This window comes from Enterobacter sp. 168J2, from assembly GCF_034107265.1.
GTDB lineage: Bacteria > Pseudomonadota > Gammaproteobacteria > Enterobacterales > Enterobacteriaceae > Enterobacter > Enterobacter nematophilus.
The window spans coordinates 314,235-340,894 of sequence record NZ_JAWNEB010000003.1 but is presented as its reverse complement, the minus strand read 5'-3'; the positions used below and the strand labels follow the sequence as shown (position 1 = coordinate 340,894).

At 58.3% G+C, this 26,660-nt stretch carries 27 protein-coding genes; 11 read left to right on the top strand and 16 right to left on the bottom strand.

The window, feature by feature from the left end:
• Positions 1–35: 35 nt before the first annotated feature.
• The 4 genes from USG84_RS12195 to USG84_RS12180 all read left to right on the top strand — a co-directional run bounded on the left by USG84_RS12195 (position 36) and on the right by USG84_RS12180 (position 5,470).
• Positions 36–1,439, top strand: coding sequence for a TolC family outer membrane protein (locus USG84_RS12195; RefSeq protein ID WP_253543121.1), 1,404 nt, complete (start codon positions 36–38; stop codon positions 1,437–1,439).
• Positions 1,436–3,631 (top strand): type I secretion system permease/ATPase, encoded by a 2,196-nt coding sequence (locus USG84_RS12190; protein ID WP_061097326.1) that lies wholly within the window; start codon positions 1,436–1,438, stop codon positions 3,629–3,631. Before USG84_RS12195 ends, USG84_RS12190 begins: the two co-directional genes overlap by 4 nt.
• Positions 3,632–3,641: 10 nt before the next feature.
• The gene (locus tag USG84_RS12185) at positions 3,642–4,811 is read left to right on the top strand and encodes an HlyD family efflux transporter periplasmic adaptor subunit (protein ID WP_151412901.1); all 1,170 of its coding nucleotides are present in this window, start codon (positions 3,642–3,644) and stop codon (positions 4,809–4,811) included.
• Positions 4,812–5,122: 311 nt separating this feature from the next.
• Positions 5,123–5,470, top strand: coding sequence for a HigA family addiction module antitoxin (locus tag USG84_RS12180; RefSeq protein ID WP_253543123.1), 348 nt, complete (start codon positions 5,123–5,125; stop codon positions 5,468–5,470).
• Positions 5,471–5,520: 50 nt separating this feature from the next.
• Here USG84_RS12180 and USG84_RS12175 read toward each other — a convergent pair whose 3' ends face one another.
• Both USG84_RS12175 and USG84_RS12170 read right to left on the bottom strand, forming a co-directional pair.
• Complete coding sequence (locus USG84_RS12175) at positions 5,521–6,702, bottom strand: PLP-dependent aminotransferase family protein (RefSeq protein ID WP_151412876.1); 1,182 nt, start codon at positions 6,700–6,702, stop codon at positions 5,521–5,523.
• Positions 6,703–6,722: 20 nt separating this feature from the next.
• On the bottom strand, positions 6,723–7,610 hold the full coding sequence (locus USG84_RS12170) for a LysR substrate-binding domain-containing protein (protein WP_253543125.1): 888 nt from the start codon (positions 7,608–7,610) through the stop codon (positions 6,723–6,725).
• Between the two features lie 97 nt (positions 7,611–7,707).
• Between USG84_RS12170 and USG84_RS12165 the strand changes: the two genes are divergently transcribed.
• Positions 7,708–8,310 carry a short chain dehydrogenase gene (locus USG84_RS12165; RefSeq protein ID WP_253543127.1) on the top strand — a complete coding sequence of 201 codons (603 nt, stop codon included), beginning with the start codon at positions 7,708–7,710 and terminating at the stop codon, positions 8,308–8,310.
• Here the strand turns inward: USG84_RS12165 and USG84_RS12160 are convergent.
• From USG84_RS12160 to USG84_RS12140, 5 genes are all read right to left on the bottom strand, one after another.
• A complete protein-coding gene (locus tag USG84_RS12160; RefSeq protein ID WP_253543129.1) occupies positions 8,304–9,038 on the bottom strand; it encodes a class I SAM-dependent methyltransferase in 735 nt (244 codons plus the stop codon). The two genes, USG84_RS12165 and USG84_RS12160, sit on opposite strands and share 7 nt — an antisense overlap.
• Before the next feature lie 74 nt (positions 9,039–9,112).
• Positions 9,113–10,111: a transketolase C-terminal domain-containing protein gene (locus tag USG84_RS12155; protein WP_151412877.1), complete on the bottom strand. Its 999-nt coding sequence runs from the start codon at positions 10,109–10,111 to the stop codon at positions 9,113–9,115.
• Positions 10,111–10,956: a transketolase gene (locus USG84_RS12150; RefSeq protein ID WP_061097318.1), complete on the bottom strand. Its 846-nt coding sequence runs from the start codon at positions 10,954–10,956 to the stop codon at positions 10,111–10,113. Before USG84_RS12150 ends, USG84_RS12155 begins: the two co-directional genes overlap by 1 nt.
• A gap of 12 nt (positions 10,957–10,968) precedes the next feature.
• Complete coding sequence (locus tag USG84_RS12145; RefSeq protein ID WP_151412878.1) at positions 10,969–11,718, bottom strand: SDR family NAD(P)-dependent oxidoreductase; 750 nt, start codon at positions 11,716–11,718, stop codon at positions 10,969–10,971.
• A 36-nt stretch (positions 11,719–11,754) separates the two neighbouring features.
• The gene (locus USG84_RS12140; RefSeq protein ID WP_061097316.1) at positions 11,755–13,086 is read right to left on the bottom strand and encodes an MFS transporter; all 1,332 of its coding nucleotides are present in this window, start codon (positions 13,084–13,086) and stop codon (positions 11,755–11,757) included.
• 216 nt (positions 13,087–13,302) lie between these two features.
• Here USG84_RS12140 and USG84_RS12135 point away from each other — a divergent pair, with 216 nt between their 5' ends.
• Positions 13,303–14,223 carry a LysR substrate-binding domain-containing protein gene (locus USG84_RS12135; RefSeq protein ID WP_151412879.1) on the top strand — a complete coding sequence of 307 codons (921 nt, stop codon included), beginning with the start codon at positions 13,303–13,305 and terminating at the stop codon, positions 14,221–14,223.
• Positions 14,224–14,241: 18 nt separating this feature from the next.
• On the opposite strand, the gene USG84_RS12130 is transcribed toward USG84_RS12135, so the two are convergent.
• The 6 genes from USG84_RS12130 to USG84_RS12105 all read right to left on the bottom strand — a co-directional run bounded on the left by USG84_RS12130 (position 14,242) and on the right by USG84_RS12105 (position 21,808).
• Positions 14,242–15,621 carry an amidohydrolase family protein gene (locus USG84_RS12130; RefSeq protein ID WP_320738283.1) on the bottom strand — a complete coding sequence of 460 codons (1,380 nt, stop codon included), beginning with the start codon at positions 15,619–15,621 and terminating at the stop codon, positions 14,242–14,244.
• Position 15,622: 1 nt separating this feature from the next.
• Positions 15,623–16,579, bottom strand: a complete 957-nt coding sequence (locus USG84_RS12125; RefSeq protein WP_061097313.1) for a carbamate kinase family protein — start codon at positions 16,577–16,579, stop codon at positions 15,623–15,625.
• Positions 16,576–18,126: a hypothetical protein gene (locus USG84_RS12120; protein WP_061097312.1), complete on the bottom strand. Its 1,551-nt coding sequence runs from the start codon at positions 18,124–18,126 to the stop codon at positions 16,576–16,578. Before USG84_RS12120 ends, USG84_RS12125 begins: the two co-directional genes overlap by 4 nt.
• An 11-nt stretch (positions 18,127–18,137) precedes the next feature.
• Positions 18,138–19,553, bottom strand: coding sequence for a DUF1116 domain-containing protein (locus tag USG84_RS12115; RefSeq protein ID WP_320738282.1), 1,416 nt, complete (start codon positions 19,551–19,553; stop codon positions 18,138–18,140).
• The gene (fdrA, locus tag USG84_RS12110; protein WP_253543142.1) at positions 19,553–21,094 is read right to left on the bottom strand and encodes an acyl-CoA synthetase FdrA; all 1,542 of its coding nucleotides are present in this window, start codon (positions 21,092–21,094) and stop codon (positions 19,553–19,555) included. The genes USG84_RS12115 and fdrA overlap by 1 nt, the downstream gene beginning before the upstream one ends.
• Positions 21,095–21,202: 108 nt before the next feature.
• A complete protein-coding gene (locus USG84_RS12105; RefSeq protein ID WP_041908539.1) occupies positions 21,203–21,808 on the bottom strand; it encodes an ankyrin repeat domain-containing protein in 606 nt (201 codons plus the stop codon).
• A gap of 319 nt (positions 21,809–22,127) precedes the next feature.
• Between USG84_RS12105 and USG84_RS12100 the strand changes: the two genes are divergently transcribed.
• Entirely contained in the window at positions 22,128–23,057 is a 930-nt protein-coding gene (locus tag USG84_RS12100; RefSeq protein ID WP_253543143.1) for a LysR substrate-binding domain-containing protein, read from the top strand.
• Here USG84_RS12100 and USG84_RS12095 read toward each other — a convergent pair.
• Positions 23,054–23,212 carry a YqaE/Pmp3 family membrane protein gene (locus tag USG84_RS12095; RefSeq protein ID WP_032644909.1) on the bottom strand — a complete coding sequence of 53 codons (159 nt, stop codon included), beginning with the start codon at positions 23,210–23,212 and terminating at the stop codon, positions 23,054–23,056. The two genes, USG84_RS12100 and USG84_RS12095, sit on opposite strands and share 4 nt — an antisense overlap.
• Before the next feature lie 178 nt (positions 23,213–23,390).
• On the opposite strand from USG84_RS12095, the gene USG84_RS12090 reads away from it, so the two are divergent.
• Together USG84_RS12090 and USG84_RS12085 are read left to right on the top strand one after the other, a co-directional pair.
• Positions 23,391–23,912 (top strand): rhodanese family protein, encoded by a 522-nt coding sequence (locus USG84_RS12090; RefSeq protein ID WP_151412880.1) that lies wholly within the window; start codon positions 23,391–23,393, stop codon positions 23,910–23,912.
• Positions 23,913–23,991: 79 nt separating this feature from the next.
• Positions 23,992–24,171: a hypothetical protein gene (locus tag USG84_RS12085; RefSeq protein ID WP_061097306.1), complete on the top strand. Its 180-nt coding sequence runs from the start codon at positions 23,992–23,994 to the stop codon at positions 24,169–24,171.
• Positions 24,172–24,209: 38 nt separating this feature from the next.
• Here the strand turns inward: USG84_RS12085 and stpA are convergent, their stop codons facing one another.
• Positions 24,210–24,614, bottom strand: a complete 405-nt coding sequence (gene stpA / locus USG84_RS12080; RefSeq protein WP_061099627.1) for a DNA-binding protein StpA — start codon at positions 24,612–24,614, stop codon at positions 24,210–24,212.
• Positions 24,615–25,107: 493 nt separating this feature from the next.
• Here stpA and alaE point away from each other — a divergent pair, with 493 nt between their 5' ends.
• Positions 25,108–25,557: an L-alanine exporter AlaE gene (alaE, locus tag USG84_RS12075; protein WP_028014172.1), complete on the top strand. Its 450-nt coding sequence runs from the start codon at positions 25,108–25,110 to the stop codon at positions 25,555–25,557.
• Positions 25,558–25,589: 32 nt separating this feature from the next.
• On the opposite strand, the gene USG84_RS12070 is transcribed toward alaE, so the two are convergent.
• Complete coding sequence (locus USG84_RS12070) at positions 25,590–25,934, bottom strand: DUF2002 family protein (RefSeq protein WP_023308923.1); 345 nt, start codon at positions 25,932–25,934, stop codon at positions 25,590–25,592.
• Positions 25,935–26,094: 160 nt separating this feature from the next.
• On the opposite strand from USG84_RS12070, the gene USG84_RS12065 reads away from it, so the two are divergent.
• Entirely contained in the window at positions 26,095–26,421 is a 327-nt protein-coding gene (locus USG84_RS12065; RefSeq protein ID WP_023308924.1) for a DUF883 domain-containing protein, read from the top strand.
• Positions 26,422–26,660 lie beyond the last annotated feature (239 nt).

The following is a 26,660-nucleotide window of genomic DNA, read 5'->3' as shown; positions in this document are numbered from 1 at the left end:
ATAATAAAGCTGTACTTTTTTATTAGGGACAAGACATGGGAATAAAGATGCCTTACTGGTGGCTCTCGTGCTGCCTGATATCTGTACCCGCCATCGCGGCAAACCCGGCGGCAACCATCAATACCGGACAGCTCCGCGAAACGCAGGAACTCCCCTCACTGAATGGCCGCGTCGCCCCGCTGACAGGCAAAGCCGCTCCCGGTTCATTACAGCTTGGCGAGGCCGTCAACCGCGCCGTCACCTGGCACCCGGCGATCGCGGAAGCCGTGGGCAAACTCTACGAACAGAACGAAGAGGTCGACGTCGCCAAATCGAAATACTATCCGCAAATTAACGCCGGCATGGACAACGGGTATTCCCACGATGGCGATCAGAACGGCTTCACGCCGTCGCTGGTGCTCTCTCTTTCACAGATGCTCTACGACTTCGGCAAAGTGGCAAGCCAGGTGCGGGCCGAAAACGCCGGGGTCGCCCAGCAGCAGGCCAACGTGCTGGTCAGCATCGACACCATCGCCCACGATACCGCCATCGCTATGGTGCAGGTGCAAACCCTTCAGCAGATGGTCGACACCGCCAAAGAGCAGCTCGACGCCCTCTCCTCAATTGGCAAGCTGACCCGCCTGCGTAACGACGAAGGGGCCACCTCGCTCTCTGACGTGGTGCAAACCGACGCGCGCATTGAAGGCGCGCGCGCCCAGCTGATGCAGTATCAGGCCAGCCTCGACAGCGCCCGCGCCACGCTGATGAGCTTTCTCGGCTGGAACAGCCTGAACGAAATCAGCAATGATTTTCCGCAGAAGCTGGCCCGCAGCTGCGATATCGCCGAGCCGGACGATCGTCTGGTGCCTGCGGTCCTCGCCGCCTGGGCACAGGCGAACGTCGCGCAGGCCAACCTCGACTACGCCGACGCGCAGATGACGCCAACCGTCTCGCTGGAGCCGGAGGTCCGTCACTACCTGAACGATAGCTACGCGGGTAACGAAACGCGGGATCGCACCCAGTATTCCGCCTGGGTGAAAGTTCAGATGCCGCTCTACCAGGGCGGCGGGCTCACCGCCCGACGCAACGCCGCCGGGCACGCGGTGGAAGCGGCGCAGTCGACCATTCAGCGCACGCGCCTCGATGTCCGCCAGAAGCTGCTGGAGGCCCGCAGCCAGGTGATGAGCCTGCAAAGCACGCTGCAAATTCAGGGCCGCCAGGAGGCGCTCAGCGCCCGCACCCGCGAGCTCTATCAGCAACAATATCTCGATCTCGGCTCGCGCCCGCTGCTTGACGTGCTTAACGCCGAGCAGGAGGTCTATCAGGCACGCTTTACCCAGCAGCAGACCCTCGGTCAGCTGCACCAGCTGCAGCTCAACTGCCTCTATAACACCGGGCAATTGCGTCATGCGTTCGATCTTGATAACCGCACCATCCAGACCGTGGAGATCCAGCCATGAAGCAACGCGACATCCCGCAGGGGGAAACGATGACGGATGAGGCGCTGGAGCAGTGGGCTCAGGCGTTTGGCTTTGTCGCCACGCGCTACCGCGTTGCCTGTTCGCCAGGCTCGCTCGTCGCGGGCGCGCCGTGGCTGAAAGGCAAACCGATGGTCCCCGCCCTGACTCAGCTTGCCCGTGAAGCCGGGCTGACGTTCCAGCTGCTGACGGCCGATCAGCAGTCGATCAACAGCTGGCGTCTGCCGGTGGTGGTGGCGCTGAACGATGGAAAAATCGGCGTGATTGAAAATTTCGACGGAGAGGACACGCTTGAGGTCAGCTTTTTCGACGACAAGACGTACACCAACCGCCTGTCGATGAGCGCGATGTTGCCCGCCATCCGCCACGTTATCGCCCTACGTCCGCTGGCGGCGCTCAAGGACAGCCGCGTGGACGCCTACATCTCAAAGTACCGCCCGGACTGGCTCTACCGGCTGGTGATGCGCGACCTGCGCCCCTACAGCTGGGTGATGCTGGCGGCGCTGTTTATCAACGTGCTCTCCCTCTCCGGCATCGTCTTTTCCATGCAGGTGTATGACCGGGTGATCCCCGCCCAGTCCTACCCGACGCTCTACGTGCTGACCATCGGGGTGCTGATCGCCACCCTGTTTGGCTTTGTGCTGCGCGTCGCGCGCGGGCACATTATGGATCTGCTGGGCAAACGTTCGGATCTGCGCGTCTCGGATCGCGTGTTTGGGCACGCGTTGCGGCTGCGCCACAGCGCCATTCCGCGCTCCACCGGCAGCTTTATCTCCCAGCTGCGCGAGCTGGAGCAGATCCGCGAGATGGTCACCTCCTCCACCATCTCGACGATTGTCGATCTGCCCTTCTTCTTCCTGTTTGTGGTGGTGCTGGCGATCATCGCACCGCAGCTGGCGTGGATCGCCCCGGTGGCGGCGGCGATCATGGTCCTGCCCGGCCTGCTGCTGCAAAAGAAGCTGGCGGAGCTGGCGAAGCAGTCGGCCCATGAATCGACCCTGCGCAACGCGGTGCTGGTGGAGAGCGTGCAGGGGCTGGAAGACATCAAGCTGATGCAGGCGGAGAACCGCTTTTTGCAGCAGTGGAACAGCTATATCCAGATCACCGCGGAATCCGGCCTGCGCACCCGCGAGCTGACGCAGAACCTGATCAGCTGGGGGATGACCGTCCAGAGCCTGGTCTACGCCGCCGTGATCGTGGTCGGCGCGCCGATGGTGATTGACGGCACGCTGACCACCGGTTCGGTAGTGGCCGCCTCAATGCTGGCCTCGCGGATGATCGCGCCGATGGCGACGCTGTGCGGCGTGCTGGCCCGCTGGCAGCAGGTAAAGGCCGCCAAAGAGGGGCTGGACAGCATTATGCAGCTGCCGACCGAGAACCAGCGCGAAGAGACGCCGATCCGCCAGGACGTGCTGCGCGGACACTATCTTTTCGAGCAGGCGCAGTTCCGCTACCACCCGGAAGATCCGCGCATGGCGCTGCGCATTAACCGTCTGGAGATCAGGCCGGGCGAGAAAGTGGCGATCCTCGGGCGCAACGGCGCGGGCAAATCCACCCTGCTGCAGGCGATGGCGGGCGGAATGGATCTGGCGGGCGGCGAGCTGCGGCTCGACAACCTCAGCCTGCCGCATCTCGACGTGGCGGACGTGCGGCGCAACGTCGGCTTTATGACCCAGAACGCGCGGCTGTTTTACGGCACCCTGCGCGAGAACATCACCCTCGGCATGCCGCGCGCCACCGATGAAGAGATCTTCGAGGTGCTGGAGATGTGCGGTGCGGCCAGCTTTGTGCAGAAGCTGCCGAAGGGGCTGGACTACCCGATTATGGAGAACGGCGTGGGATTGTCCGGCGGGCAGCGGCAGTCAATCCTGCTGGCGCGGATGCTGCTGCGCGATCCGAATATCGTGCTGATGGACGAGCCGACCGCCTCCCTTGATGAGCACACCGAGCGGGAATTTATCCAGCGCCTGGGGGCGTGGCTCGGCAACCGGACGCTGGTTGTCGCCACCCACCGCGTGCCGGTGCTGGAGCTGGTGGAGCGCGTGGTCGTGCTGAAAGATGGGATGCTGGTCATGGACGCGCCAAAGGCGCAGGCGCTGAACAACAGCCGCATGCAGCAACAGCAGCAGGCAGCAACCGGACGGGAGTGGAAAAATGAAAATCAGTCAGCGTGACGTGGCCGCGATGGACGATCTGGACAATGCGCTCGACTCTGAAAGCGGCTATACCGGCGCGCGGCGGATCGTGATCTTCTCGCTGCTGATGTTTGTGGCGCTGGGCGTCTGGGCGTGGTTTGGGATGCTGGATGAAGTCTCAACGGGAACCGGAAAAGTGATCCCCAGCTCGCGCGAGCAGGTGTTGCAGTCGCTGGACGGGGGGATCCTCACCGAGCTGAACGTTCACGAGGGCGATCAGGTGCAGGCCGGACAGGTGCTGGCGCGGCTGGATCCGACGCGTTCCGAATCGAACGTCGGCGAAAGCGCGGCGCGCTACCGTGCGTCGCTGGCCTCCAGCGCGCGTCTGTACGCCGAGGTCAACGATCTGCCGCTGAAGTTCCCGCCTTCGCTGGAGAAATGGACCGAACTGACCGCCGCCGAAACGCGGCTCTACAATTCCCGCCGCGCGCAGCTTGAGGACACGCAGCGTGAACTGCGTGCAGCGCTGGATCTCGCAAACAAAGAGCTGGCGATCACCCAGCGGCTAGTAAAAACCGGCGCCGCCAGCCACGTGGAAGTGCTGCGCCTGCAGCGGCAGAAAAGCGACCTGGAGCTGAAGCTCACCGACGTGCGTTCCCAGTATTACGTTCAGGCGCGCGAGGCGTTATCCAAGGCCAACGCCGAGGTAGATATGGTCTCAGCGATCCTGAAAGGCCGCGAGGATTCCGTCACCCGACTGACGGTAAAATCCCCGGTGCGCGGGATCGTGAAAAACATCAAGGTCACCACCATCGGCGGCGTGATCCCGCCCAACGGCGAGCTGATGGAGATTGTGCCGGTTGACGATCATTTGCTGATTGAAACCCGCCTCTCCCCGCGCGATATCGCCTTTATCCACCCGAACCAGGAGGCGCTGGTGAAGATCACCGCCTACGATTACGCCATCTACGGCGGGCTGCACGGGGTGGTGGAGACCATTTCGCCGGACACCATTCAGGACGAAGCCAAGCCGGAGGTGTTCTATTACCGGGTGTTTATCCGCACCAGCCAGGATTACCTGGTGAATAAGGCGGGCAGGCACTTCTCGATCGTGCCGGGGATGATTGCCACGGTGGACATCAAGACCGGTGAGAAAACGGTGCTGGATTATCTGATCAAGCCGTTTAACCGGGCGAAGGAGGCGCTGAGGGAGCGATAGTCAATCGCCGGACGGTTGCTGCGATCTTTCCCCTCACCCTAACCCTCTCCCCAAAGGGGCGAGGGGATGATTCGCTGCTCGCATTAATTTGTGGGGATTCCTCAGCCCTGTGCCCCCACACCACAATACTTCTTTTCTGGAATCCGCCTCGAAGAAACCGCTTTTAATGAGGCCTTACGCTTTCCTTCAGCCTGCATCCGGGTAACATAGCTGCCAATCAAAAACGCACTTGCGCACTGTGCAAGAGTGCATTACTATCCACATAGCTTCATGGACTGGAGCTCACTCGCCATACAAATGAGGCATTACCTATGACTCTTCAACAGGCTCTACGCAAACCCACCACGCCGGGCGATGTGTTGCAGTATGAATATCTTGAGCCGCTCAATCTGAAAATTAGCGATCTCGCGGAGATGCTTAACGTGCACCGTAACACCATCAGTGCTCTCGTTAATAATAACCGTAAACTGACGGCCGATATGGCAATCAGACTGGCCAAGGCGTTTGATACCACCATTGAATTCTGGTTGAACCTGCAGCTAAACGTCGACATCTGGGAAACACATACCAATTCCCGGACTCAGGAAGAATTGAGCCGTATAAAGACGGTCGCGGAAATTATGGCAAAAAGGAAATCGGGACAGCCGGATGTGGCCTGAGTGGTCGTTTTCCCCGGTACGATATTGACCGCACCGGGTTTTACTCGTATTTACAGGGAGATCTTCAGGCGTCGAACCGCTTCTTTTAGCTGCTCATCCGTTGGCGTGACAAACGACATGCGCAGCGTTGTCTGGTCCGGTTCGTTGCAGTAGAAGAACTCGCCCGGTACAAACACCACGCCGTTGCTTAAGGTTTTTTCCAGCCATTTCGTCGTATTCATGCCGTTGTTCATTTTTGCCCACAGGAACATGCCGCCCTTCGGCTTGTGGAACGACATCACATCGCCCAGCTCGGCTTCCAGTTCCGTTGCAAACGTCTGGTATTTCTGACGATAGGCCTCGCGGATCGTTTTAATCTGGTTCGCCAGACGCCCGGTTTTCAGATACTCGTAGGTCATCAGCTGGGACAGCGTGCTGGTGTGCAGATCGGTGGTTTGCTTGAGGTTCACCACCGCGCGCTTCAGCCATTCCGGCACCAGCACCCAGCCTACGCGGGTGCCCGGCGCGAGGATTTTGGAGAAGGTAGAGGTGTACACCACGTTACCTTCATTGCCGATATCTTTCGCATGGGCAATCAGCGGGCGGAACACGTCGTCGGTGTAGTTAATTTCGCTGTACGGATCGTCTTCGATAATCACGAAATCATAGCGCTTTGATAATTCCACCAGCTGTTTACGGCGCGCTTCGGAAAGCGTTACGCCGCCGGGGTTACCAAAGGTTGGAACGATATAAACCGCCTTGATGGTTTTCTTCGCCACCAGCGCCTCAAGCTCATCGACCTTCATGCCGTCGCCGTCGGTGCCGACGGATTCAAAATTCGCCTGCGCCAGGCCAAAGACCTGCAGCGCGGCAAGATAGGTTGGACGTTCAACGACAACCGTATCGCCAGGATTGATTAGCGCGCGCGCCAGCACGTCCAGAGATTGTTGAGAGCCGGAAGTAATGACCACGTCATCGGCTTTACAGGCGATGCCGCGCCCCTCGCAAATGCGTTTAATTTCCTCGCGCAGCCCCGGTACGCCTTCCGTCAGGCCATACTGGAACGCCTCGCCAAAATGCTGTGACAACACGGCATCGGCGGCAATTTTAAGCCCTTCGCGATCGAACAGGTCCGGATTGGGAATACCGCCGCCCAGCGAAATCACGCCCGCCATTTTGCTATGTTTTAATAATTCACGGATGGCAGATGATTGCAGGCCCTGCGCGCTGCTGGCGAGTTTGTTTGCAGACATTCTTTGATTACCTTCTTTTTTTATATTGTGCCCAATCTTAGCAGAATATGAGCAATAAATTCCGTTAGCTTAGGGAGGGGACGTAAATCCTGTCGCCACAGTAAATGCACCGGCCTCGGCGCGGGCGTGAACGGCTCCAGCACCCGAATCAGCCTGCCGCTTGCCAGCTCTTCCGCCACCAGCACCTCCGGCTGCAGCAGCAGCCCTGCCCCGGCTCGCGCCGCCATGCGTAAGCCGTAGCCGTCGTTGCATCTTAAGATAGCATCCCGCTTCCAGCGCACCTCCCCTTCCGCACCCGGCAGCCGCCACTCGTTGCGCGCGGTCCACACCGTGTGCGACAGGCACAGATGATCCACCAGATCGGCGGGCGTCTGCGGCGTGCCGTGTCGCGCCAGATAATCCGGCGCGGCGCAGATCGTCATGTTGTAGGGACACAGATATTTCGCCACCAGATCGTCATTGCGGATATCGCCAATGCGAATGGCCAGATCGACCCCCTCTTCCACCAGATCGACCATTCGATTGGTGAGATCCAGTTCGATACGCACCTCCGGGTAGCGCTGCAAAAATGAGGCCGTCAGAGGGGCGATCGCGCAGCCGCCAAACGACGTAGGGGCCGTGACGCGCAGGGTGCCGGCGGGCGCCGCGCGCAGCCGTTCAACCGCGCTTTCGGCAATCGAGACCTGCTCCAGCACCCGTCTGGCCTCTTCGAAATAAACGCGTCCGGCGTCGGTCAGGCTCTGGCGACGGGTATTGCGCTCCAGCAGCCGCGTACCGAGCTGCGATTCCAGCAGCGAAATATATTTCCCGACCATGACCGCCGACATCTCCAGCCGTGCCGCCGCGCCGGTAAAGCTGCCGCTCTCCACCACCGCGATAAACGTCTCCATGCCGCGAAGCTTATCCATATTCCAAACCCCTGGTTAGCAATCATCTAACTTTAGCCCAGTTTATCTGATTTTTTATTTATTAAAGAATGAGGGCTCACAACATAAGGAGTCTGCTATGAAAATCGTCATTATTGGTGCCAGCGGTACGGTCGGTCGTGCCGTAACCGAAGAGTTAAGCCGTCGTCACGAGGTCATCCGTGTCGGTCGCACGCAGGGCGACTACCAGGTGGATATCACCTCGCAGGCGAGCGTACAGGCGCTGTTTGAGAAAATCGGCCATGTGGATGCGATTGTCTCCGCCAGCGGTGGCCTCTACTTTGGCCCGCTCGCGACCATGAAGGACAGCGACTTCAACCAGGGCCTGCAGGACAAGCTGCTGGGGCAGGTGCGCCTGGCGCTGACCGGCCAGCATTATCTGAACGAAGGCGGCTCAATTACGCTGATAAGCGGGATTGTGGCGCACGAGCCCATCGCGCAGGGCGTCAATGCCACCACGGTCAATGCGGCGCTGGAAGGGTTTGTCCGCTCCGCAGCCTGCGAACTGCCGCGCGGGATCCGCATTAACCTGATTAGCCCGACGGTGCTGACCGAATCCGCCGAAGCGTATGACGGGTTCTTCCCCGGCTTTGAAAGCGTTCCCGCCGCGACCGTGGCGCAGGCCTACCGTCGCAGCGTGGAAGGGGTGCAGAGCGGGCGGGTGTATAAGGTAGGTTACTGAGCCTTACGCGCGGAGATCAGCACCAGCATCGGGCGCTCCGCCTCTTCGGCCAGTGCAGGCCAGGCGTCAATCTGCGCCTGCGTTGGCCCCCACTCATTGACTTCACTTATCGTTAACCCGGCCCCGATCAGCGCGTTAAGCGTGGTGCCCAGCGTGCGGTGGTATTTAATCACCCCGTCCGCCAGCCAGTTGCTGACGCGCTGGCTTTCGTCCTGATAACGGTTCACGCCCCAGAACCGCTCGCCGCTGTCGTCGGTCAGCCAGCCCTGACGGGAGGCGCAGGTGTAAATCGGGTGTTCCATCGAGAAGACCAGGCTACCGCCCGGTTTTAGCGCGCGCTGAACGTTGGCGAATAGCGTGTCCAGTTCCGGCAGGTAGTGCAGCGCCAGCGAGCTGTATACCAGATCGAGGCTATTCTCGTTGAGCGTAAGAGACTCCAGATCGCTACGCTGATAGTGAATCCGATTGTCATCAGTCAGTTCAGCCGCGCGGGCGAGCATCTTTTCTGAGATATCGACACCCGTGACGTCAGACGCGCCCAGCTCGCGCGCCGCGCGGCAGAACCAGCCGTAGCCGCAGCCGAGATCGATAACCGATTTGCCGGTTAAATCCGGCAGCATACTTTTCAGCGCGGGCCACTCCGGCGCGCCGTCCAGGCCCTGCACCGAGCGCGGAAGCTGTGCGTAGCCTTCGAAAAACGCCGGGTTGTCGTAGATGTTTTGTGCCATGACGGACTCCTTTATCGCAACAGAGGCGAGGGTAAAATACCCCTCGCCCGTTGGCAACGTATCCGTCTGATAAATCAGAGCCTGCGCCGGATCTTCTCTACCATGGCGGCGGTCGAAATCCCGTAGCGGTCGTGCAGGGTTGGCAGCGCGCCCGCATCAAGGAACGCGTCCGGCAGCGCGACGGTATCGAAATCCACGTTAACGCGGTTGCGCATCAACAGCGACGCGACGGCTTCGCACAGCCCGCCCACGCTGCTGTGGTTTTCCGCCACAATGACCAGCCGTCCCGGCTTCGCGGCCTGGGCCAGGATCGTCTCTTCGTCCAGCGGCTTAATGGTGGGCGAGTGCAGCACCGCCACGCTGACGTTATCCTTACGCAGCTGCTTCGCCGCCTCCAGCGCGCGCATGGTCATCAGCCCTGAGGCGACGATCAGTACATCGCTCCCCTCTTCCAGCAGCACGGCTTTGCCAATCTTAAACTGGTAGTTGTACTGGTCCAGCACCACCGGCACCTTGCCGCGCAGCAGGCGCATATAGACAGGGCCGTCGTGCGCTGCCATCGCCGGCACCGCCTGTTCCGTGTCGATTGCGTCACAGGGATCGATAATCGTCATGCCCGGAATACCGCGCATAATCGCAATATCTTCCGTCGCCTGGTGGCTCGGCCCGTAACCGGTGGTTAGCCCCGGCAGCGCCGCGCAGATCTTCACGTTCAGGTGCTCTTCAGCAATCACCTGATGGATAAAATCGTAGGCGCGGCGGGTGGCGAAGACGGCGTAGGTGGTGGCGAAAGGAATAAAACCCTCTTTCGCCATGCCGCCCGCCGCCCCCATTAAAAGCTGTTCAGCCATGCCCATCTGGAAGAAGCGTTCCGGGTAGGCCTGGGCAAAAATGTGTAGATCGGTGTACTTCGACAGATCCGCCGTCATGCCGACGACCTCCGGTCGCTGTTCCGCCAGCTTCACCAGCGCGTGGCCGAACGGCGCGGCGCGCGTCTCCTGGCCCTCTTCCGCAATAGAGGCAATCATCGCCGACGTGGTTAAACGCGGCTTTTTCTCCGTGGTCTGGCTCATTACAGCACTCCTTCAGGTTTGTTGGCATCCAGCACGGCGAGTGCCTTTTGCCACTCGTCAGCATCCACGCGAATAAAATGGTTCTTGTCACGCTTTTCGAGGAACGGCACGCCCTTGCCCATCAGCGTGTCGCACAAAATGACGCGCGGCTGGTTTTCCGGGTAGCGTTTGGCGTTATCAAAGGCCGTCACCAGCGCATGAACATCGTTGCCGTTTACGCGCTGCACGTACCAGCCGAAGGAGGTCCATTTATCCTCCAGCGGCTCAAAGCCGAGGATCGCGTGCGAGTTGCCATCCGCCTGCTGGCGGTTAATGTCCACCAGCACGATCAGGTTCGACAGGCCGTGATGTGCCGCCGACATCGCCGCTTCCCAGGTTGACCCTTCATCCAGCTCGCCGTCCGACATGGAGTTAACAACCCACGCCGCGCTCTGCTTATGCTTCAGCCCCAGCGCCATGCCAACGCCAATGCTTAAGCCCTGCCCCAGCGAACCGCCGGAGATCTCCATGCCCGGCGTGTAGGTGGCCATACCGGACATCGGCAGGCGGCTGTCGTCCGCGCCGTAGGTCTCCAGCTCCTCTTCAGGAACGATCCCTGCTTCAATCAGGGCCGCGTAGCAGGCAATGGCGTAATGGCCGTGGGAGAGCAGAAAACGGTCACGCCCTTCCCACTCCGGCTCCCCCGGCTTAAGGTTCATCCCGTGGGTAAACGCGGTGGCCAGCACGTCGGCATAGCCCAGCGCCTGCCCGATGTAGCCCTGCCCCTGCACTTCGCCCATGCGCAGCGCGTAGCGGCGAATGCGCCAGGCCGCGGCGGCAACCTGTTGAACTGTGGTATCCGTCATCGTCGTATCTCCTTAATGGATCAGCATCCCGCCGTTCACGTCGAGCGTGATACCGGTGGAGTAAGAAGAGAGGTCGCTGCCGAGGAACAGCGCGGCGCGGGCAATATCCTGCGCGTCGCCGAGGCGGTTAAGCGGAATGCCCGCCAGAATGGACGTTTTCATCTCATCGCTCAGCTTGCCTGCGGTGATGTCCGTCTGGATAAGCCCCGGCGTGATGCAGTTTACGCGCACGTTGTCTGGCCCGAGCTCGCGCGCCATGGCTTTTGCCAGCCCCAGCACACCCGCTTTTGCAGCGCTGTAGTGTGGGCCACCGAAGATGCCGCCGCCGCGCTGGGCGGAGACCGATGAAATGCAGACGATGCTGCCCGACTTTTGCGCGCGCATAGTGGGAATAACCGCCTGGGACATTAGCAGCGTGCCGCGCAGGCTGACGTCCAGCACCGCATCGTAATTTTCGCGTTTGATATCCATCAGCTTGATCGGCTGAGTAATGCCGGCGTTATTCACCAGAATATCGATGCGCCCGTATTTCCCCAGCACCTGCTCAATGGCGGCATTAACCTGTAATTCATTGCTGACGTTCGCCGCAAGGCCCAGATGTTCGTCGCCCAGGCTCGCGGCGGCAGCCCGGCTGGCTTCGGCATCTAAATCAATAATGACCACTTTCGCGCCCTGTTCGGCATATAATTTCGCCGTGGCGAAACCCAAACCGCGTACGGAAGCCGCGCCGGTAATAACGGCGACTCTATTTTTCAGTAGCATATATTTACTCCATTCGGACAAGAGGGATTTAATGTTTTATTTCGGCTCTTCCAGCAGCGTAATCATAATTAAGCCAATGGCTGCGCAAATACCGAAATAAATAAACACGGAATTAAAACTGCCTGTTTTATCCAGCAGATAACCTGCCAGCATCGGGGAAACAAATCCGCCGAGATTACCGCCGCTATTGATGATGGACGCGGCAATGGGATAGGTTTTACTGTCAGCAACAGCCATGCCATAAGCCGTAAAAGCGGGCCAGCCAATATTCAGACAAAGGCCGACAAAAAATAGCCCGACGCAAACCGCCACGGTGCTTTGCGGAATATTCAGCATAATGACCATCATTAAAACGGTGCTGATGGCGGTAAACATCATGGTCGGTTTACGTCGGCGGCCGAGCAGCTTGTCGGAGACGTAGCCGCCAAAAATCGCACCGATAAACCCGCCGATGCACGGCATGCTGGCGACCAGCCCCATGCTCATAAACGTAAAGCCTTTCTCTTTCACCAGATAGAGCGGGATCCACGTCAACAGTCCGTACAGCACGCTGACCATCATAAAATAGGCCAGGCAGTCGCCGAGAATATTCTTCGAGGTAAACAGCCCTTTCACCGTGCTTACCGGGGCTAACTCCCGCACGCGGATCAGCCGATCGAGGCGTGCAAAGCCCGGTGAAATCACGATGTTTTCCCGTCTGGCGTCCGGCGTCTCCTGACCGGCGGTAATGGTCTCCAGCTCCGCTTTAGAGACGAATGCGCTCTCGGACGGCTTCGTGCGTACCAGCAGATACCACAGGACGGCAATGACCAGCCCTGGGATCGCAAAGGAGAAGAAGACCCAGCGCCAGCCCCAGGTCATGGCGATCCACACGGCCAGCGGCGGCACGAGGATGGGCGCGAACATGGTGGCGGCGATGTAGACGCCCGTGGCCGTGGCCTTCTCCTTTGGCGGAAACCAGTTGTTGATGGTGGAGGCCAGCCCGACCGGGCACGGCCCCTCTGTTAACCCCAGCCCCAGGCGGATACACTTCAGGCCCAGAACCGAGGTTGCGGTGCCCATCAGCCAGGTAAAGGCAGAGAAGCCGAATATCGACAGCGCCACCATGCCGCGAATTCCCTTTTTGGCAATAAAAAAGCCCGCAGGAATTTGGCTCAGGGCGTATCCCAAAAAAAACATGCTGGCGATGGCACCGGCTTCGAAATTATTGATATGAAATTCGTCAATGATAAACGGCAGTACCGCACCAATATTTGTTCGGTCAGCATAGTTAATGGCATAAACAATAAAAATTAATGCCAGCACAACGAAACGGTAATTGGTTTTTTTAGTCTTTATGTAGGGGACAGCTTGTTCTATACGAGACATAACTTACCTCATTATTCGAACACCGTGAGTCGTTTTATTATTGCGTTCAACGTCAATATATCGGCTCACCCATGAAACGCCATTCAATAAAGCTCATTTATTGCTGAGATAAATTTGATTCGCGATACAGCTCAAAAAAAATAACATCGGGATAAAATTGCCCGCTCGCAGTCTCAATGTTATGTTTTTTATCAATTATCGTGTAAGGAGTAGGCCATGCCCGCGCAGGATCGCCAGACGTTATCGCTGCCCTCGCTCAGAAATTTGCAGGCGTTTATCGCCGTTGCCAACGCCCTGAGCATCCATCAGGCGGCGGAACAGCTCAACGTCACGCCGTCGGCGGTAAGCCACCAGATCGCGTCGCTGGAATCGTGGCTGGGCAAGAAATTATTCATCCGCAGCGGCAAAGGGGTTCAACTCACCCCGACGGGAGAAAAATATCTGCGGGAGGTCTCGGCGGCGATGAGCGCCATCGGGCGCGCCACCGATCAGATCGTGAAAGAAAAAGACAATGCCGTGCTTCGCGTGCACTCTTCCCCCACCTTCGGGCTGTCATGGCTGTTGCGCCGTCTGGGCAGATTCCGCGCCGAATATCCTGACATCACCATCAACCTCACCTGCTCCTATGAGAACCTGCAGTTCGCCAGAGATAATATCGACATTGATATCCGTCACGGTATTCCGGACTGGGACGCCTACCGGGTGATGACCATTAAAAACGACACGCTGGTGGTATTGGCCTCGCCGGGCTATGCAGAAGAGCATCCCATCAGCACGCCTGCCGATCTGCTGCAACAGTCGCTTATCTCGTCCACCAGCACTCTGGTGAACTGGGAAAAATGGTTCGCCTGGCACAATATCGACAGGCCCTGGCTCAATTTCAGCCTCAGCTTCGACCGTTCCTACATGAGCTTTGAAGCGGCGCGCATGGGGCTGGGGTTTATTCTGGAGAGCAAAATGATGGCTACCGATCACCTGAAGGATGGCTCGCTGGTGCAGGTGCTGCCGGATGAGATGGGGATCGCCATTAACGCGCATCATCTGGTGATGCCGCACATGAACGAACGCGCGTGGAAGATCCAGCAGTTCGTAGAGTGGATAGACCGGGAGTTGCAATTGTCGGGGTATCACCTGTAGCGATACCCCAACGTGGCGTCAGGCGACCGTGCCCCAGACGAGGTTGCCCTTGTGGAACGTCGCGGTACGCGGTGAAATGCGCGCCACCGCCTCGGCGGAGCAGGAGGCATCCACCAGCACAAAGCTGGCGTCATCCTGCGCTTTCGGCCATACGCGTTCACCTTTATCGTTCAGCGGCAGCACGTCGCCGGTGGCGATGCCGAGCGCGCGGGAGAGCGCCTGCTCGTTCGGGCGAATGTAGAGCTGGGCGTAGAGGTTGGCTTTTTCCAGCATGTCCCCTAAACCGTACGGCGACCAGTGGTCGATCACGCTGTCGGTACCCGTCATCACGAACACGCCCTTCTCCCGCAGCTGCTTCAGCGGCATGTGCAGGGTGCCAATCGGCACGGTGGAGGCGATGGTCACCTGCTGCGCCGCCATGCGGGTGGCAATCTCATCCACCTGCTGCTCGTTGAGCGTCGCCAGCGCGAAGGCGTGGCTGATGGTCAGCTTCCCCTTCAGTTCCGGCGTTTTCTCCACGGTTTCGACCATGTAGTTCACCGCAGCCACGCCCGCCGGGCTGGTTTCGTGCAGGTGAATGTCCACCCCTTTGTCGTAATCCAGCGCAATCTGGAACATGGTATCGAGGGATTTCTCCATCGCGCCGTCAACGCTGGTTGGGTCCAGCCCGCCCACGTAGTGCGCCCCGGCCTGCATCGCCTCGCGCATCAGCTTTTCAGCGCTGGAGAGCAGCAGGCCGTGCTGCGGGAAGGCGACGATTTCGCAGTCAAAGCCTGCGGCCCGGCGCGCCAGAACCGCCTGCAGATTTTCCAGGTTTTTCAGGCCGGAGACCGGCTCAATATTGCAGTGGCTGCGGGCGATGGTAGAGCCTTTCGACTGGATCAGGTCGATAAGCGCCTCCGCGCGCTCCTGGGTGTAGGGCTGTAGCTCCGGCAGCAGCTTCTGTTCAAGGCGGATCATGTCCTGAATGGTGGTGCCTGCCGGGCGGTTCAGCGAGCGCCACGGACCGCCGTAGAAGGTTTTATCCAGGTGAATGTGCATGTCGCGCATCGCCGGAAGCATCAGCTTTTTACCCGCGTCGTAGTGCGGCAGGGTCGCGTCGGCGTGGCTGCCGTTGTCGCGCAGGGCAACGATCTTCCCGTCTTTGATCTCCAGCGTTTTCAGCTCGGTGCGGGTGCTCGTCGCCACGCTGCCGTCGAAGTTGAATCCGGCCTCCAGCAGCACGTTGTCGAGGTAGTAGTGTTTCGCGGTGATGTTCATCGGTTTGCCCGTCTCGCAGGTTGGCTTTGCTGAGTCGGCAGCATACGCGACGGAGCCGGTGGCGCCAAACAGCGCGCAGGCGGTGACCATTTTGCCGCTCTGGCTGATAAACTCGCGGCGGCTTTTATTCTCATTCATCTTATCTTCCTTCATTAACAATATGGGTACCCGTTTCACCGCGCAGCGCCGCGGGCAGGCAGTCAGGCGAGGTGATGATCACGCGTCTGCCGCCGTGGCGTAAAAACTCCAGCGACGCGACGATTTTGGGCAGCATGCTGCCCGCCGGGAAGTGGCCTTCGTCCATGTAGCGCGTCATCTGCGCCACGCTGATAGTGTCCAGCGCCTGCTGGTTCGGCTTGCCGAAGTTAACGCACACCTTCTCCACGCCGGTTGTGATCGCCAGCACGTCGGCGCGGATCTCGCGCGCCAGCAGCGCGGTGGAGAGATCTTTATCAATCACCGCATCGACGCTCTGGTAGTCGCCCTGTTCGCTGCGTACGACCGGAATACCGCCCCCGCCCGCGCCGATCACCACAAAACCTTTCTGCGTGAGGGTCTTGATGGCATCCGCCTCGACAATCCGCAGCGGCTGCGGCGAGGCCACCACGCGGCGATAGCCGCGGCCTGAGTCCTCGACAAAATGCCAGTCCGGGTGCGCCTGCTGCAGTTCGTCGCGCTGCGCCTCGCTAAAGAACGCGCCGATCGGTTTCGTCGGTTGCGTAAAGGCGGGATCGTTTTTATCCACCTCCACCTGGGTAACGACCGTGACCGCTTTCTGCTCGCCGCGCGCCGCCAGGCGGTTGTTAAGCGCCTGCTGGATGAGGTAGCCGATACCGCCCTGGGTGTCCGCCACGCAGTTGGCCAGCGGGGTCAGCGGCAGCCCCTCCCGCTCGTGGGCGATTTCGGCACGACGCAGATCCAGCCCCACCTGGGGGCCGTTACCGTGGGTGAGCACGATGTCATAGTCCGAGGCCAGCATTTCCAGCACCGACTCTGCCACCGCTTTCACCGCCTGCGCCTGATGTTCAACCGACTGGCTGGCGTTGTCTTTGATAATGCTGTTGCCGCCGATGGCGACGACCATAAGCTCTTTCATACGTTTTCCTTCGCAACGGTAACTTCAGCGCTCGCAACTTCCCGGCTGTCGAGGAAATGCTTCACCACAAACATGCCGCCCATCATCAGGTAGGCCGTGACGAACATCAGCGAACTGCCCTCGGCGAAGCCCACCACCGGGGCGTGGATCACCCCAAACAGCGCCAGCAGCGCCCCACCCGCCGCCGCAACGGCCCCGCGCAGCGGCTTGTTGATGATGGCGAAGATGGCGATACAGCCCCAGAGCATGCTGGCGAGCGGCGCGCCGTTACCGAGGTGCACCAGGCCTTCGTAGTAAATCCCTTTGCTGTGCAGCACGTCGGTGCCGATTTTCGCCGCGCTGGTGCCCGCCGCTCCCATCACGCTGTTCATCATGGTCAGCGCCCAGTTGGCGATCCACGGGAACAGGCAGATGAAGATCACCGGCACCTCCACTTTGGGCGTCTCCCTCACCACCTGGTTGGCGGTGACGACGCCGATAAACACCAGAATCGGCACGATGGCGGTCATCGGAATGATGGCGAGCATAAACGCCCCCAGCCCGAACAGCGGCACGATGAACATGGTCACCCCGGAGGCCAGCGTGTAGCCGATGCTGGCGCCCATCGCTTTCCAGCCCGGGTGGCCGACGTAGACCGTGACCGGGAACGGGTTGCCCATCAGGCAGCCGAGCATCGACGCCAGGCCGTTCGCCAGCATTACCTTGCGGGTCGGGTACTCATCCCCCGCCGCGTGGGCGCTTTCGATGTTCTCCAGGTCAAAGATGTAGTTAGCCAGCCCCAGCGGCACGGCGGATGCCAGATACGGCAGCGCGTGCGGCAGCCCCTGCATAAAGCTGTCCACGTGCACCTGCGGCGGGTTAAAGCCGAAGGAGGACATAGACGCTTTGATGGCTTCCGGGCTTTGCAGGCCGGAGATCCACGCTAATGCCGTACCGGCAATCAGCAACAGCAGACCTGTCGGGATTTTGGCGAAAATCGGCTTTTTACCGAACCAGTTGATAAAGATCAGCAGCAGGACGATGAACGACACGGTAGGCGCTTCGAACGCCTGCAGCATCGGGTTCATCGCCAGCAGCAGCAGGCCAAGCCCGGACAGGCACGACAGCAGCACGGTACGCGGGATCATCTTGCGGATGGTCTCCCCCAGGAACGAACCGCCCGCGAGGATCATCGCCTCCACGAAGCACCACACCAGGCCGATCTGGATCGCGAAATCCGCATCACCGGTCTGCTGATAAACCGGCATCAGCACCAGAAAGGTCACGGTAAAAATTGAGGGTGCGCTCGGGCCGGACGGCAGCGCGGTGACGTCCGTTCGTCCGGTGGCGCGCGCCATCTGCAGGCCAAACCACGCATAGCAAATACTCGCCACCAGCACCGCCAGCCCGAAGGCCGGCGCGATGCGTCCATAAACAATCTCCTTCGGGATGCCGACGACAAAAATGAGCAGCCCCATCATGGTCAGCAAATTCGTTAAGTTGTTGGTCATCAACCCGAAATATGCCGCCCAGTCACCTCTTTTCCACTCCAGTTTCATGTTTTTCATGGATGCATGCCTTATAAAAAGTAGCGATCGCGGAAGGTCAACAGCGCCTTTTCAAAACAGCTAAACGGCGGGTGAACGATGCCCGCCCCAATCATGCCGATGCCCGCGTCCTTATGGGCAATGGCGGTATTAATGACCGGCAGAATGCCGCTGCCCGCAACCTTCGTGATGTCGATGGCGGTTGGAATGCCCATAAACGAGAGCAGCGGAATGGTGACGTTCGGGTTTTCGCCGAGGGTGATCTCGCGCATCTGGCGGGAGAAGTCGATCGCTTCCTCCACCGTGCCGCCCACCAGCGCAACGATGGCCGGGGCCGTCGCCATCGCAAAGCCGCCGATGCCGTAGGTTTCGGTGATGGCGCTGTCGCCGATGTCCAGCCCGGAATCTTCCGGCCTGTAGCCCGCGAACATCGGGCCAATCACCTGCTGCGCCGGGCCGGTGAACCATTGCCCCGGCAGGCCGGAGACGCGCAGGCCGAACTCGTAGCCGTTGCGCGCCATAGTGGTGACGACGGTGCTGTACTCAATGCCGTGGGCGGCGTCCAGCGCGGCTTTACACATCGCCATCCACGTTGGGCCGGAGAAGTAGTCGCTGCTGGCGACAAACTCAAACACCTCGCGCTGCTGCTCCACAGGATAGCCCGCCTGGATCAGCCCCGGCGTCAGGGCCTGGATCAGCAGCGTGGTGCCCGCGTTGTTGCGGTTGTGGCACTCGTCGCCCATGTGCAGCGCCTGGGCCAGCATCAGGCGCAGGTCGATTTCGCCGATAATCTTCATCGCGTCGCGCAGCATCGGGCCGAGCACGTCGCGCATCCAGTTCAGACGGTCGATCACGCTCTGGTCGTTGGCGCCCATGCGCAGGATCTTCGCCATCTGCTCGCTGAGGTTGGTGAACGCGCGGTTGCCGTAGGTTTTGTTCTCAACGATGTGCATAAACATCGAGGCAGAGGTAACGCCCGCCATCGAGCCCACGCAGTCGTGCTCGTGGCACGGCGAGAAGGTGATATCGCCTGAAGCCGCCAGCCTTGCGGCATCCTCCAGATCCGTCGCCAGCCCTTCAAACACCAGCGCCCCGGTGACCGCGCCCTTCATCGCCCCGCACATGTTCTCCCAGGAAACCGGCGGACCGGCGTGCAGAATGGTGGTGCGGGTCATGCCCGGCACCACGTTAATCGCCTGGTCATAGCCCACCAGAACCGGATGGGACTGAATAATGCGCTCAAGGGCGATGTTGTTCGCGGCGGCGATCTTCTCCGCCAGCGGTTTTTCCGCCAGCTGGTCGAGCGCCTCCACCACCTGCATATTGCCCTGCCCCGGCGGCGTCCAGTCGAGCCGGGTGACGGGAACGTGCTGTTTTTTGAGATCGTCGCTGAACATCGCAATGCCGACGTTAATCACGTTCAGCGGCTGGTTGAATAAGGTCGTCATTATGCTTTCTCCCCTTTGCAGACAAATTCGCGTGCCAGTAATCCGGTATTGGTGCTGCTGCTGGCCCAGATGACGCCTGCGTCCGTCAACAGCTGGCACTGCTGCGCCAGCGACTGCGGATCCTGGTCGGTGCCGAGCACGTAGCCGAGGATCTCCAGCGGACGGTTATCGGCCTTCGCGATCGCCTGCGCCTCTTTGATAGCGTCGAGCATCACGCCGACCGGATCCTCGTGCGCGCCGAAGCCGAGCACGAAGTCCATCACGATGACGCCCACCTCCGGATCGCGCGCCTCCTGTAGCAGGCGGCTGATGCGGTTGGTCGGGTCGATCATCGGGTGCGGCTTGCCGTTGGTGAAGTCGTCGTCGCCGAAGTCGAGGAAGGTGTGGGCCTGGCTAACGCTGATGTCTTTGAGACGCTTAGCCGGATCCGGCTGGATGTTGCTGTAGACGTCGTCGAATTTCGCAAGCGCCGCGAACATCGCCTCATCGCACAGGGTGCCGCCGCAGAACAGGCCGCGAATGTACTTCTGCTGCGGCGTCAGGCGGGCGCGCACCTCTTCAATCAGCGGCCAGTTGAGCGGGTGTAAATCCAGCGACTCTTTTTTAACGCCGGTGAGCAGCACCGCCTTCAGCGCCGCCTCTTTGGTGCCGCGGGCAAACTGCAGGCCGTCTTCATCGGCGGGCGGTTCGCTGCGGCCGAGGAAACAGACAACCACCGGCTTGCGGCAGGCGCGCGCGCGGGCCAGCACCTTCTCCGCCACGGCAGGGGCCGGCGGCTTGGAGATCAGCGCGATGACCTGGGTGCCCTCGTCCGCTTCGAGCATGTCGATAGCGTCGAGCATCATCAGGCCGCCGATTTTCTCGCTGAGATCGCGCCCGCCGGTGCCGATCAGCTGCGACACGCCGCCGCCGAATTCATGGATGCGCACGCTCAGCTCCTGGCTGCCGGTGCCGGAGGCGCCGACGATCCCAATCGGCCCGCGGCGCACCGCGTTGGCGAAGCACAATCCCGCGCCGTTGATAATGGCGGTGCCGCAGTCCGGCCCCATCATCAGCAGCCCTTTCTGGTGCGCCAGCTGCTTCAGCGACAGCTCGTCGTCGAGGGACACGTTATCGGAAAAGAGCATGACGTTAAGATCGTTTTCCAGCGCCTGGCGCGCTTCGCGTGCGGCAAAGGTGCCGTTAACGGAAATCACCGCAAGGTTGCTGTCCGGGCGATGGGTTTTGGCGCTGGCAATCGTCGCGTAGCGTGCTTCGTGGGTGCCGCCGCTCTCTTTACGCGTGAATAACGCCTCAATAGCGGCCAGGGTTTCATCATTCGCCGCGTCGCCTTTAATCACGATCATCAGGTCGCCGTTTTTGGCATCGGCTAATTCCGGCGTTAATAGCCCGAGGTTTTTTAATACGCCTTTGTTCATTTCCGTCGCCATGGCGACAAAGGCCTGCTCGACGCCCGGCAATTTATTGGCTTTGGTGGAAACGGACATCAACGACACCGAATCAAAGTACGTGTTCTTTTTTATGACGATTTTGGTTGGCATTGTTTTCTCCTGAATGCGGATAAAAGGGGGCCGCCGTCGCGCAGAATGCACGTCGGTAAAAATACTTTTTTGAATTAACGGCCAGCCGGACGTGGCTGGCCGAATGCGTTATGCGCCCGCCGCCAGCAGCAGGTCGGCTATTGCATCGAAGCCTTTTTCCCGCGCCAGTTCGAGCGGGGTTTTACCGTATTTATCGGTCATGTGCGGGTTCGCGCCGTGGTCCAGCAGCAGCTTCACAATTTCCTGCTGCTTCGCGCCGCCGTCATTCAGCACGATGGCTTCCAGCAGCGGCGTCCAGCCGACAAAGTTGGTGTGGTTGACGTTAATATCGGTTTTTTCCAGCAGCTCGCGGACGATTTCAACGTGGCCTTTTTCACTGGCAGGGGTAATGCCCACGCCGCCAAAGCGCGTCAGACGGTCAAGATCCGGATTCGCCGGAAGAACGATGCGCAGCAGGGTTAAATCATTTGTCAGGCAGCTAATCAGGAAAGGGTTAAAACAGGTCTGGTCCTGTTTATCAATATCCGCGCCGGCGGCAATTAAAAATTCCACGCAGGCGTAATGCTTTTTCAGGCTGGCAATAATAATGGCGGTTCTTTTCTGGCGGTTGGTGGCGTTAATATCCACGCCGTTATCCAGGCAGGCTTTTAGCGCGTCGATGTTGCCCTCTTCTGCCGCCAGCAGAAATTCCGTAACGAGTGCGTTTGCAGACATATTCAGTCTCCCAATGTTTCACTTCTGATGACCTGAGAATAGCAACAGCCTGGTCACAAAAGAATCCGCTTAAAAATGATTCATCGACACGCAATTCATTGTTGAGTTAAATTCAACAGTCAGGCTAAAACGTGCGTCTGTGCAACCTTTTTCTTATGGTTTACCGCTTTTTAGCGCCTCAGGCAGCATTATCCTTATGGTTTAAAAAGCCTTGCATGACGCGGCTTCGCGTAAATAGTCAGAACTGTGACCTACTTCAAATGTGATGTAACGGCGCTGTTAAAATATGTTCAAAACTGATGACTGAGGATGCCGTGATATGAATTCCATCTTTACCGAAGAGAATCTGCTGGCCTTCACCACCGCGGCGCGCTTCGGCAGCTTCAGCAAAGCCGCCGCCGAGCTGGGCGTGACGACCTCCGCCATCAGCTACACCATCAAGCGCATGGAGACCGGGCTGGACGTGGTGCTGTTTGTGCGTAACACGCGCAGCATCGAGCTGACGGAGTCCGGCTTTTACTTTTACCGTAAGGCCACCGACCTGCTGAACGATTTTCACGCCATCAAGCGCGGGATTGATACCATTTCACAGGGCATCGAGGCGCGGGTGCGCATCTGCATTAATCAGCTCCTCTATACGCCGCGCCATACCGCAAGGCTGCTGCAGGTGCTGAAAAAGCAGTTTCCCACCTGCCAGATCACGGTGACGACCGAGGTGTATAACGGCGTCTGGGACTCGATCATCAACAATCAGGCCAACATCGCGATTGGCGCGCCGGACACCCTGCTGGACGGCGGCGGGATTGATTACACCGAGATCGGCGCCATCCGCTGGGTCTTTGCCATCGCGCCGGAACACCCCCTCGCCTTTGTTCCCGAACCGATAGCGGAGAGCCAGCTGCGCCTGTATCCCAACATCATGGTGGAAGACACCGCGCATACCATCAACAAGAAGGTCGGCTGGCTGCTGCACGGACAGGAGGCGATTCTGGTGCCGGATTTCAACACCAAATGCCAGTGTCAGATTCTGGGGGAAGGGATTGGCTTTTTGCCGGAATACATGGTGAGGGAGGCAGTGGAAGACGGTCTGCTCATCACGCGGCGCATCAACAACCCGCGTCAGGACTCGCGCATGCTGCTCGCCACGCAGCATGCGGCGACCGGCCAGGTGACGCGCTGGATCAAACAGCAGTTTGGTCCAGCGGGCGTACTGACCGGCATCTACAGTGATTTACTGTGGCGTACCTAGTTTTTCGTCTGCACCCAAAACGCGTGGATAAGGCCCGGGAAGTAGCCCAGAATGGTCAGAAGGATGTTCAGAATAAACGCCCAGCCCAATCCCTTGCCAAGCAGAACGCCCAGCGGCGGGAGAATAATCGTAAATACAACGCGCCAAAAACCCATAATCACTCCGTGCAAGCTAACCAATTGAAAATTAAAAGAGACATTTCTCTAAGCATAGTCAGTTTACGGGTTACTGCCATTCGCCTCTCGCGCTTTTACCTGCCTTTACCCTCTTTACACTGGCTTAAGCCCTTCCTTAAATGTTCTACTACTCAGAAATTGACCGTAAGGAAACACCATGTCTCTTTCTCTTATTTCGCCGCAGCAGGCGAACGCGCTTATTAAAGAAGGCGCAAAACTGATTGATATTCGCGATCCCGACGAGTATGCCCGCGAGCATATTCCGGCAGCGCACTCCATACCGCTGGATTCTTTACCCGGCGGGCTCAACGCTGCCCCTGGTGAAACGGTGATTTTTCACTGTCAGTCCGGGGCACGGACATCAAACAATGCTGCGCGACTTGCGCAGGCAGCGTTGCCCGCTCAGGCCTTCGTGGTTGAGGGTGGCCTTCAGGGCTGGAAGCAGGCCGGCTTGCTGACCGTTGAAGATAAAACCCAGCCGCTCCCGCTGATGCGGCAGGTACAAATTGCCGCCGGGCTGCTGATCCTCTGCGGCGTGGTGCTGGGTTATAGCGTCTCCAGCGGCTTTTTCCTGCTGAGCGGTTTCGTCGGTGCCGGGCTGCTGTTCGCCGGTGTGACAGGTTTTTGCGGTATGGCACGGTTGCTGAAAGTGATGCCGTGGAACCGTCGTACCTCATAAGCAGTAATCAATGAATTACGCTGTACCCGGCATCAGACGTCGGCTAAGGTGAAGATCGCTAAAACGATGAGGAGGTTATATGTTTTCTGTCGGTGATTATGTGCAACCGCTTAAAGGCGGCCCAAAGCTGAAAGTGCTCGAAGTGAACGGTGAAAGCGTGGTGGCGGTACAGGCCAGCAATGAACAGGGTGAGAAATATACGCTGAAAGCGGCCGATTTGGCGCCGTATACCGAAGAAGGTGATTTCGGCGTCTGCTGAACAGACAACCGGGCGGCGTGTTCCGCCCGGTCCACGTATTAGATCAGAAAATCATCCAGTGATTTACCCTCTGCCAGCGCGCTGGCAATAGGCTTCGGCGTGCGGCCCTGGCCGGTCCACGTTTTCTCTTCACCGTTCTGGTCAATAAAGCGATATTTCGCTTCACGCGGTTTACGCTTTTTAGTCGGTTTACCCGCCTGCGCCAGTTCTGAACCCAGCAGGTCAGTCGGAGAAATACCGTCGGCTTTCATCAGTTCCAGCAGGGCATTAATTTTTTCCTGCTGTTCAGCGCGCTGCTGCTCTAATTCCGCCAGCTCATTGCGTTTTTCTTCAGTAACGACCCTGACCTTTTCCAGCATTTCCTCAAGAACGTCCAGGGATAATTCACGCGCCATCGCGCGCAGGGTTCGGATATTATTAAGATTCTGTAACGTCAAAGACATATTATTGAAAACCTTTTCTTTGGGGTAAATAGATAAATCGCCAACAGAATAATTCATTTCAGATGAAATATCTACCCAAGGGGCCTTTCGGGCATAAATGTAAATATATTTAAATATCGCCGTTAATAATAGCGCAGAGCATTTGCGGGAAACATGTTGATCCAATCACCGTATCAATATAAATGGTCAACTTTAATCCAAATCACAGCATACTGCGCCCCCATCAGGGGAGCGGATTTTTGCGTCAGCAGTGAAAATGTTAACTTAATGATTTATAAAGATAACATCTTGAATGAGACAGATTATAACGAACCGAACAAAAAACAATCAACTTTAGAGAATTTTGTGGACAAAAGGCGATTAAATAAAAATTAATCACTAGTTGTTAGTTCAAAGATAGAGATATACGCTATACACCTCAAACAAACCAACCTAAAGCACTAACCGCTGAAGGAAAACCGATTCCACTGCGTTCTTCTCAAGGAGTTCAGACATGTTCTCGCCGCAATCTCGCCTGCGCCACGCGGTGGCGGATACTTTCGCGATGGTTGTCTACTGTTCCGTTGTGAACATGCTGATTGAAATATTCCTCTCCGGAATGACCTTCGAGCAGTCACTTTCTTCTCGTCTGGTGGCGATCCCGGTCAATATTATTATCGCATGGCCTTACGGGCTATACCGCGATGCCGTCATGCGTTTCGCGCGCCGTATCAGCCCGGCGGGCTGGATGAAAAACCTTGCCGACGTGCTGGCGTACGTCACGTTCCAGTCTCCGGTCTACGTGGCTATTCTCCTGACAGTGGGCGCGGACTGGCACCAGATCGCCGCAGCGGTCAGTTCGAATATCGTGGTATCAATGCTAATGGGTGCGGTATACGGCTATTTCCTCGACTACTGCCGCCGCCTGTTTAAGGTCAGCCAGTACGGCCAGGTAAAAGCGTAATGTGAAGCGACTGGCGAAAGCCAGTCGCAGATTTACTGTACGTCGCCAAACAGTCCCTTCAGAAACCGCTCCAGCGCCATACGCGAACTGAAACCGTGCGGAATACCATAATGCTCATGCCGTTCACCGCCTAAATAGAGCGGAAATTGCTGATAGTGATCGCAGGTTTTAATATCCGAGGCAGGCTCAGCAAATGACAGACTTCTGTCTTTCAGCGTCGGGTGAATAATGAGAGCGGTACGTCCCATCCTGGCTTCACGATTAACATAAACATAATTCTCGCCGCGGCGATATCCATACGCTTTTGGCGTCACCTCATCCATGGTGAATCCCTCTTTTTCAAGAACGCGTGCCACCTCGTCAGGTCGTAAATACATATCTTTTCCTCGTTATCTTTTCCTGCCCGGCAACCTTACAGTAATCAGCATTAGCAGGGCTTTCAGAATAGTCCATAAACTGGCGGATAACGCGTGACGCGCTTCAGATATTAAATTTCTGAACTAAACTAAACGGGAACACAAAATTACGGAGGATCGTATGTTTAACAGACCGAACCGAAACGATATTAACGACGACGCGCAGGATATTCGTAATGATGTCAGCCAATTAGCGGACACGCTTGAGGAAGTGCTGAAATCCTGGGGATCGGATGCGAAGGATGAAGCAGATGCTGCGAAACGTAAGGCTCAGTCTCTGCTCCGTGAAACCCGCGCCCGTATGAACGGACGTTCACGCGCTACGCAGGCTGCCTGCGACATGGCAAGCTGTGCTACGACCTTCGTACGTGAAAAACCGCTTTGTACGCTGGGCACCGTCGCGGCGGTCGGCATTTTTGTCGGAGCCCTGCTCAGCCTGCGTAAGTAAGCCCGCGTTCTCAACCCCGGTAGCCTCAGGCACCGGGGCTTTTTTATGCCCATAAGCCTGAAAAACCCGTACAGCCAGCCCTGCCCCGCTGTGCTCATCATCAGGGCAACATCAATCTGAATTTCCCATATCTTGTATGGTTGAATCTTTTCTTAACTACATCTAGTATTCCCTTTAGAAAGACACATACTCTATGACGCGTTAACTCGCGCCGTTTTCTCATTCTAAATGGAAATACG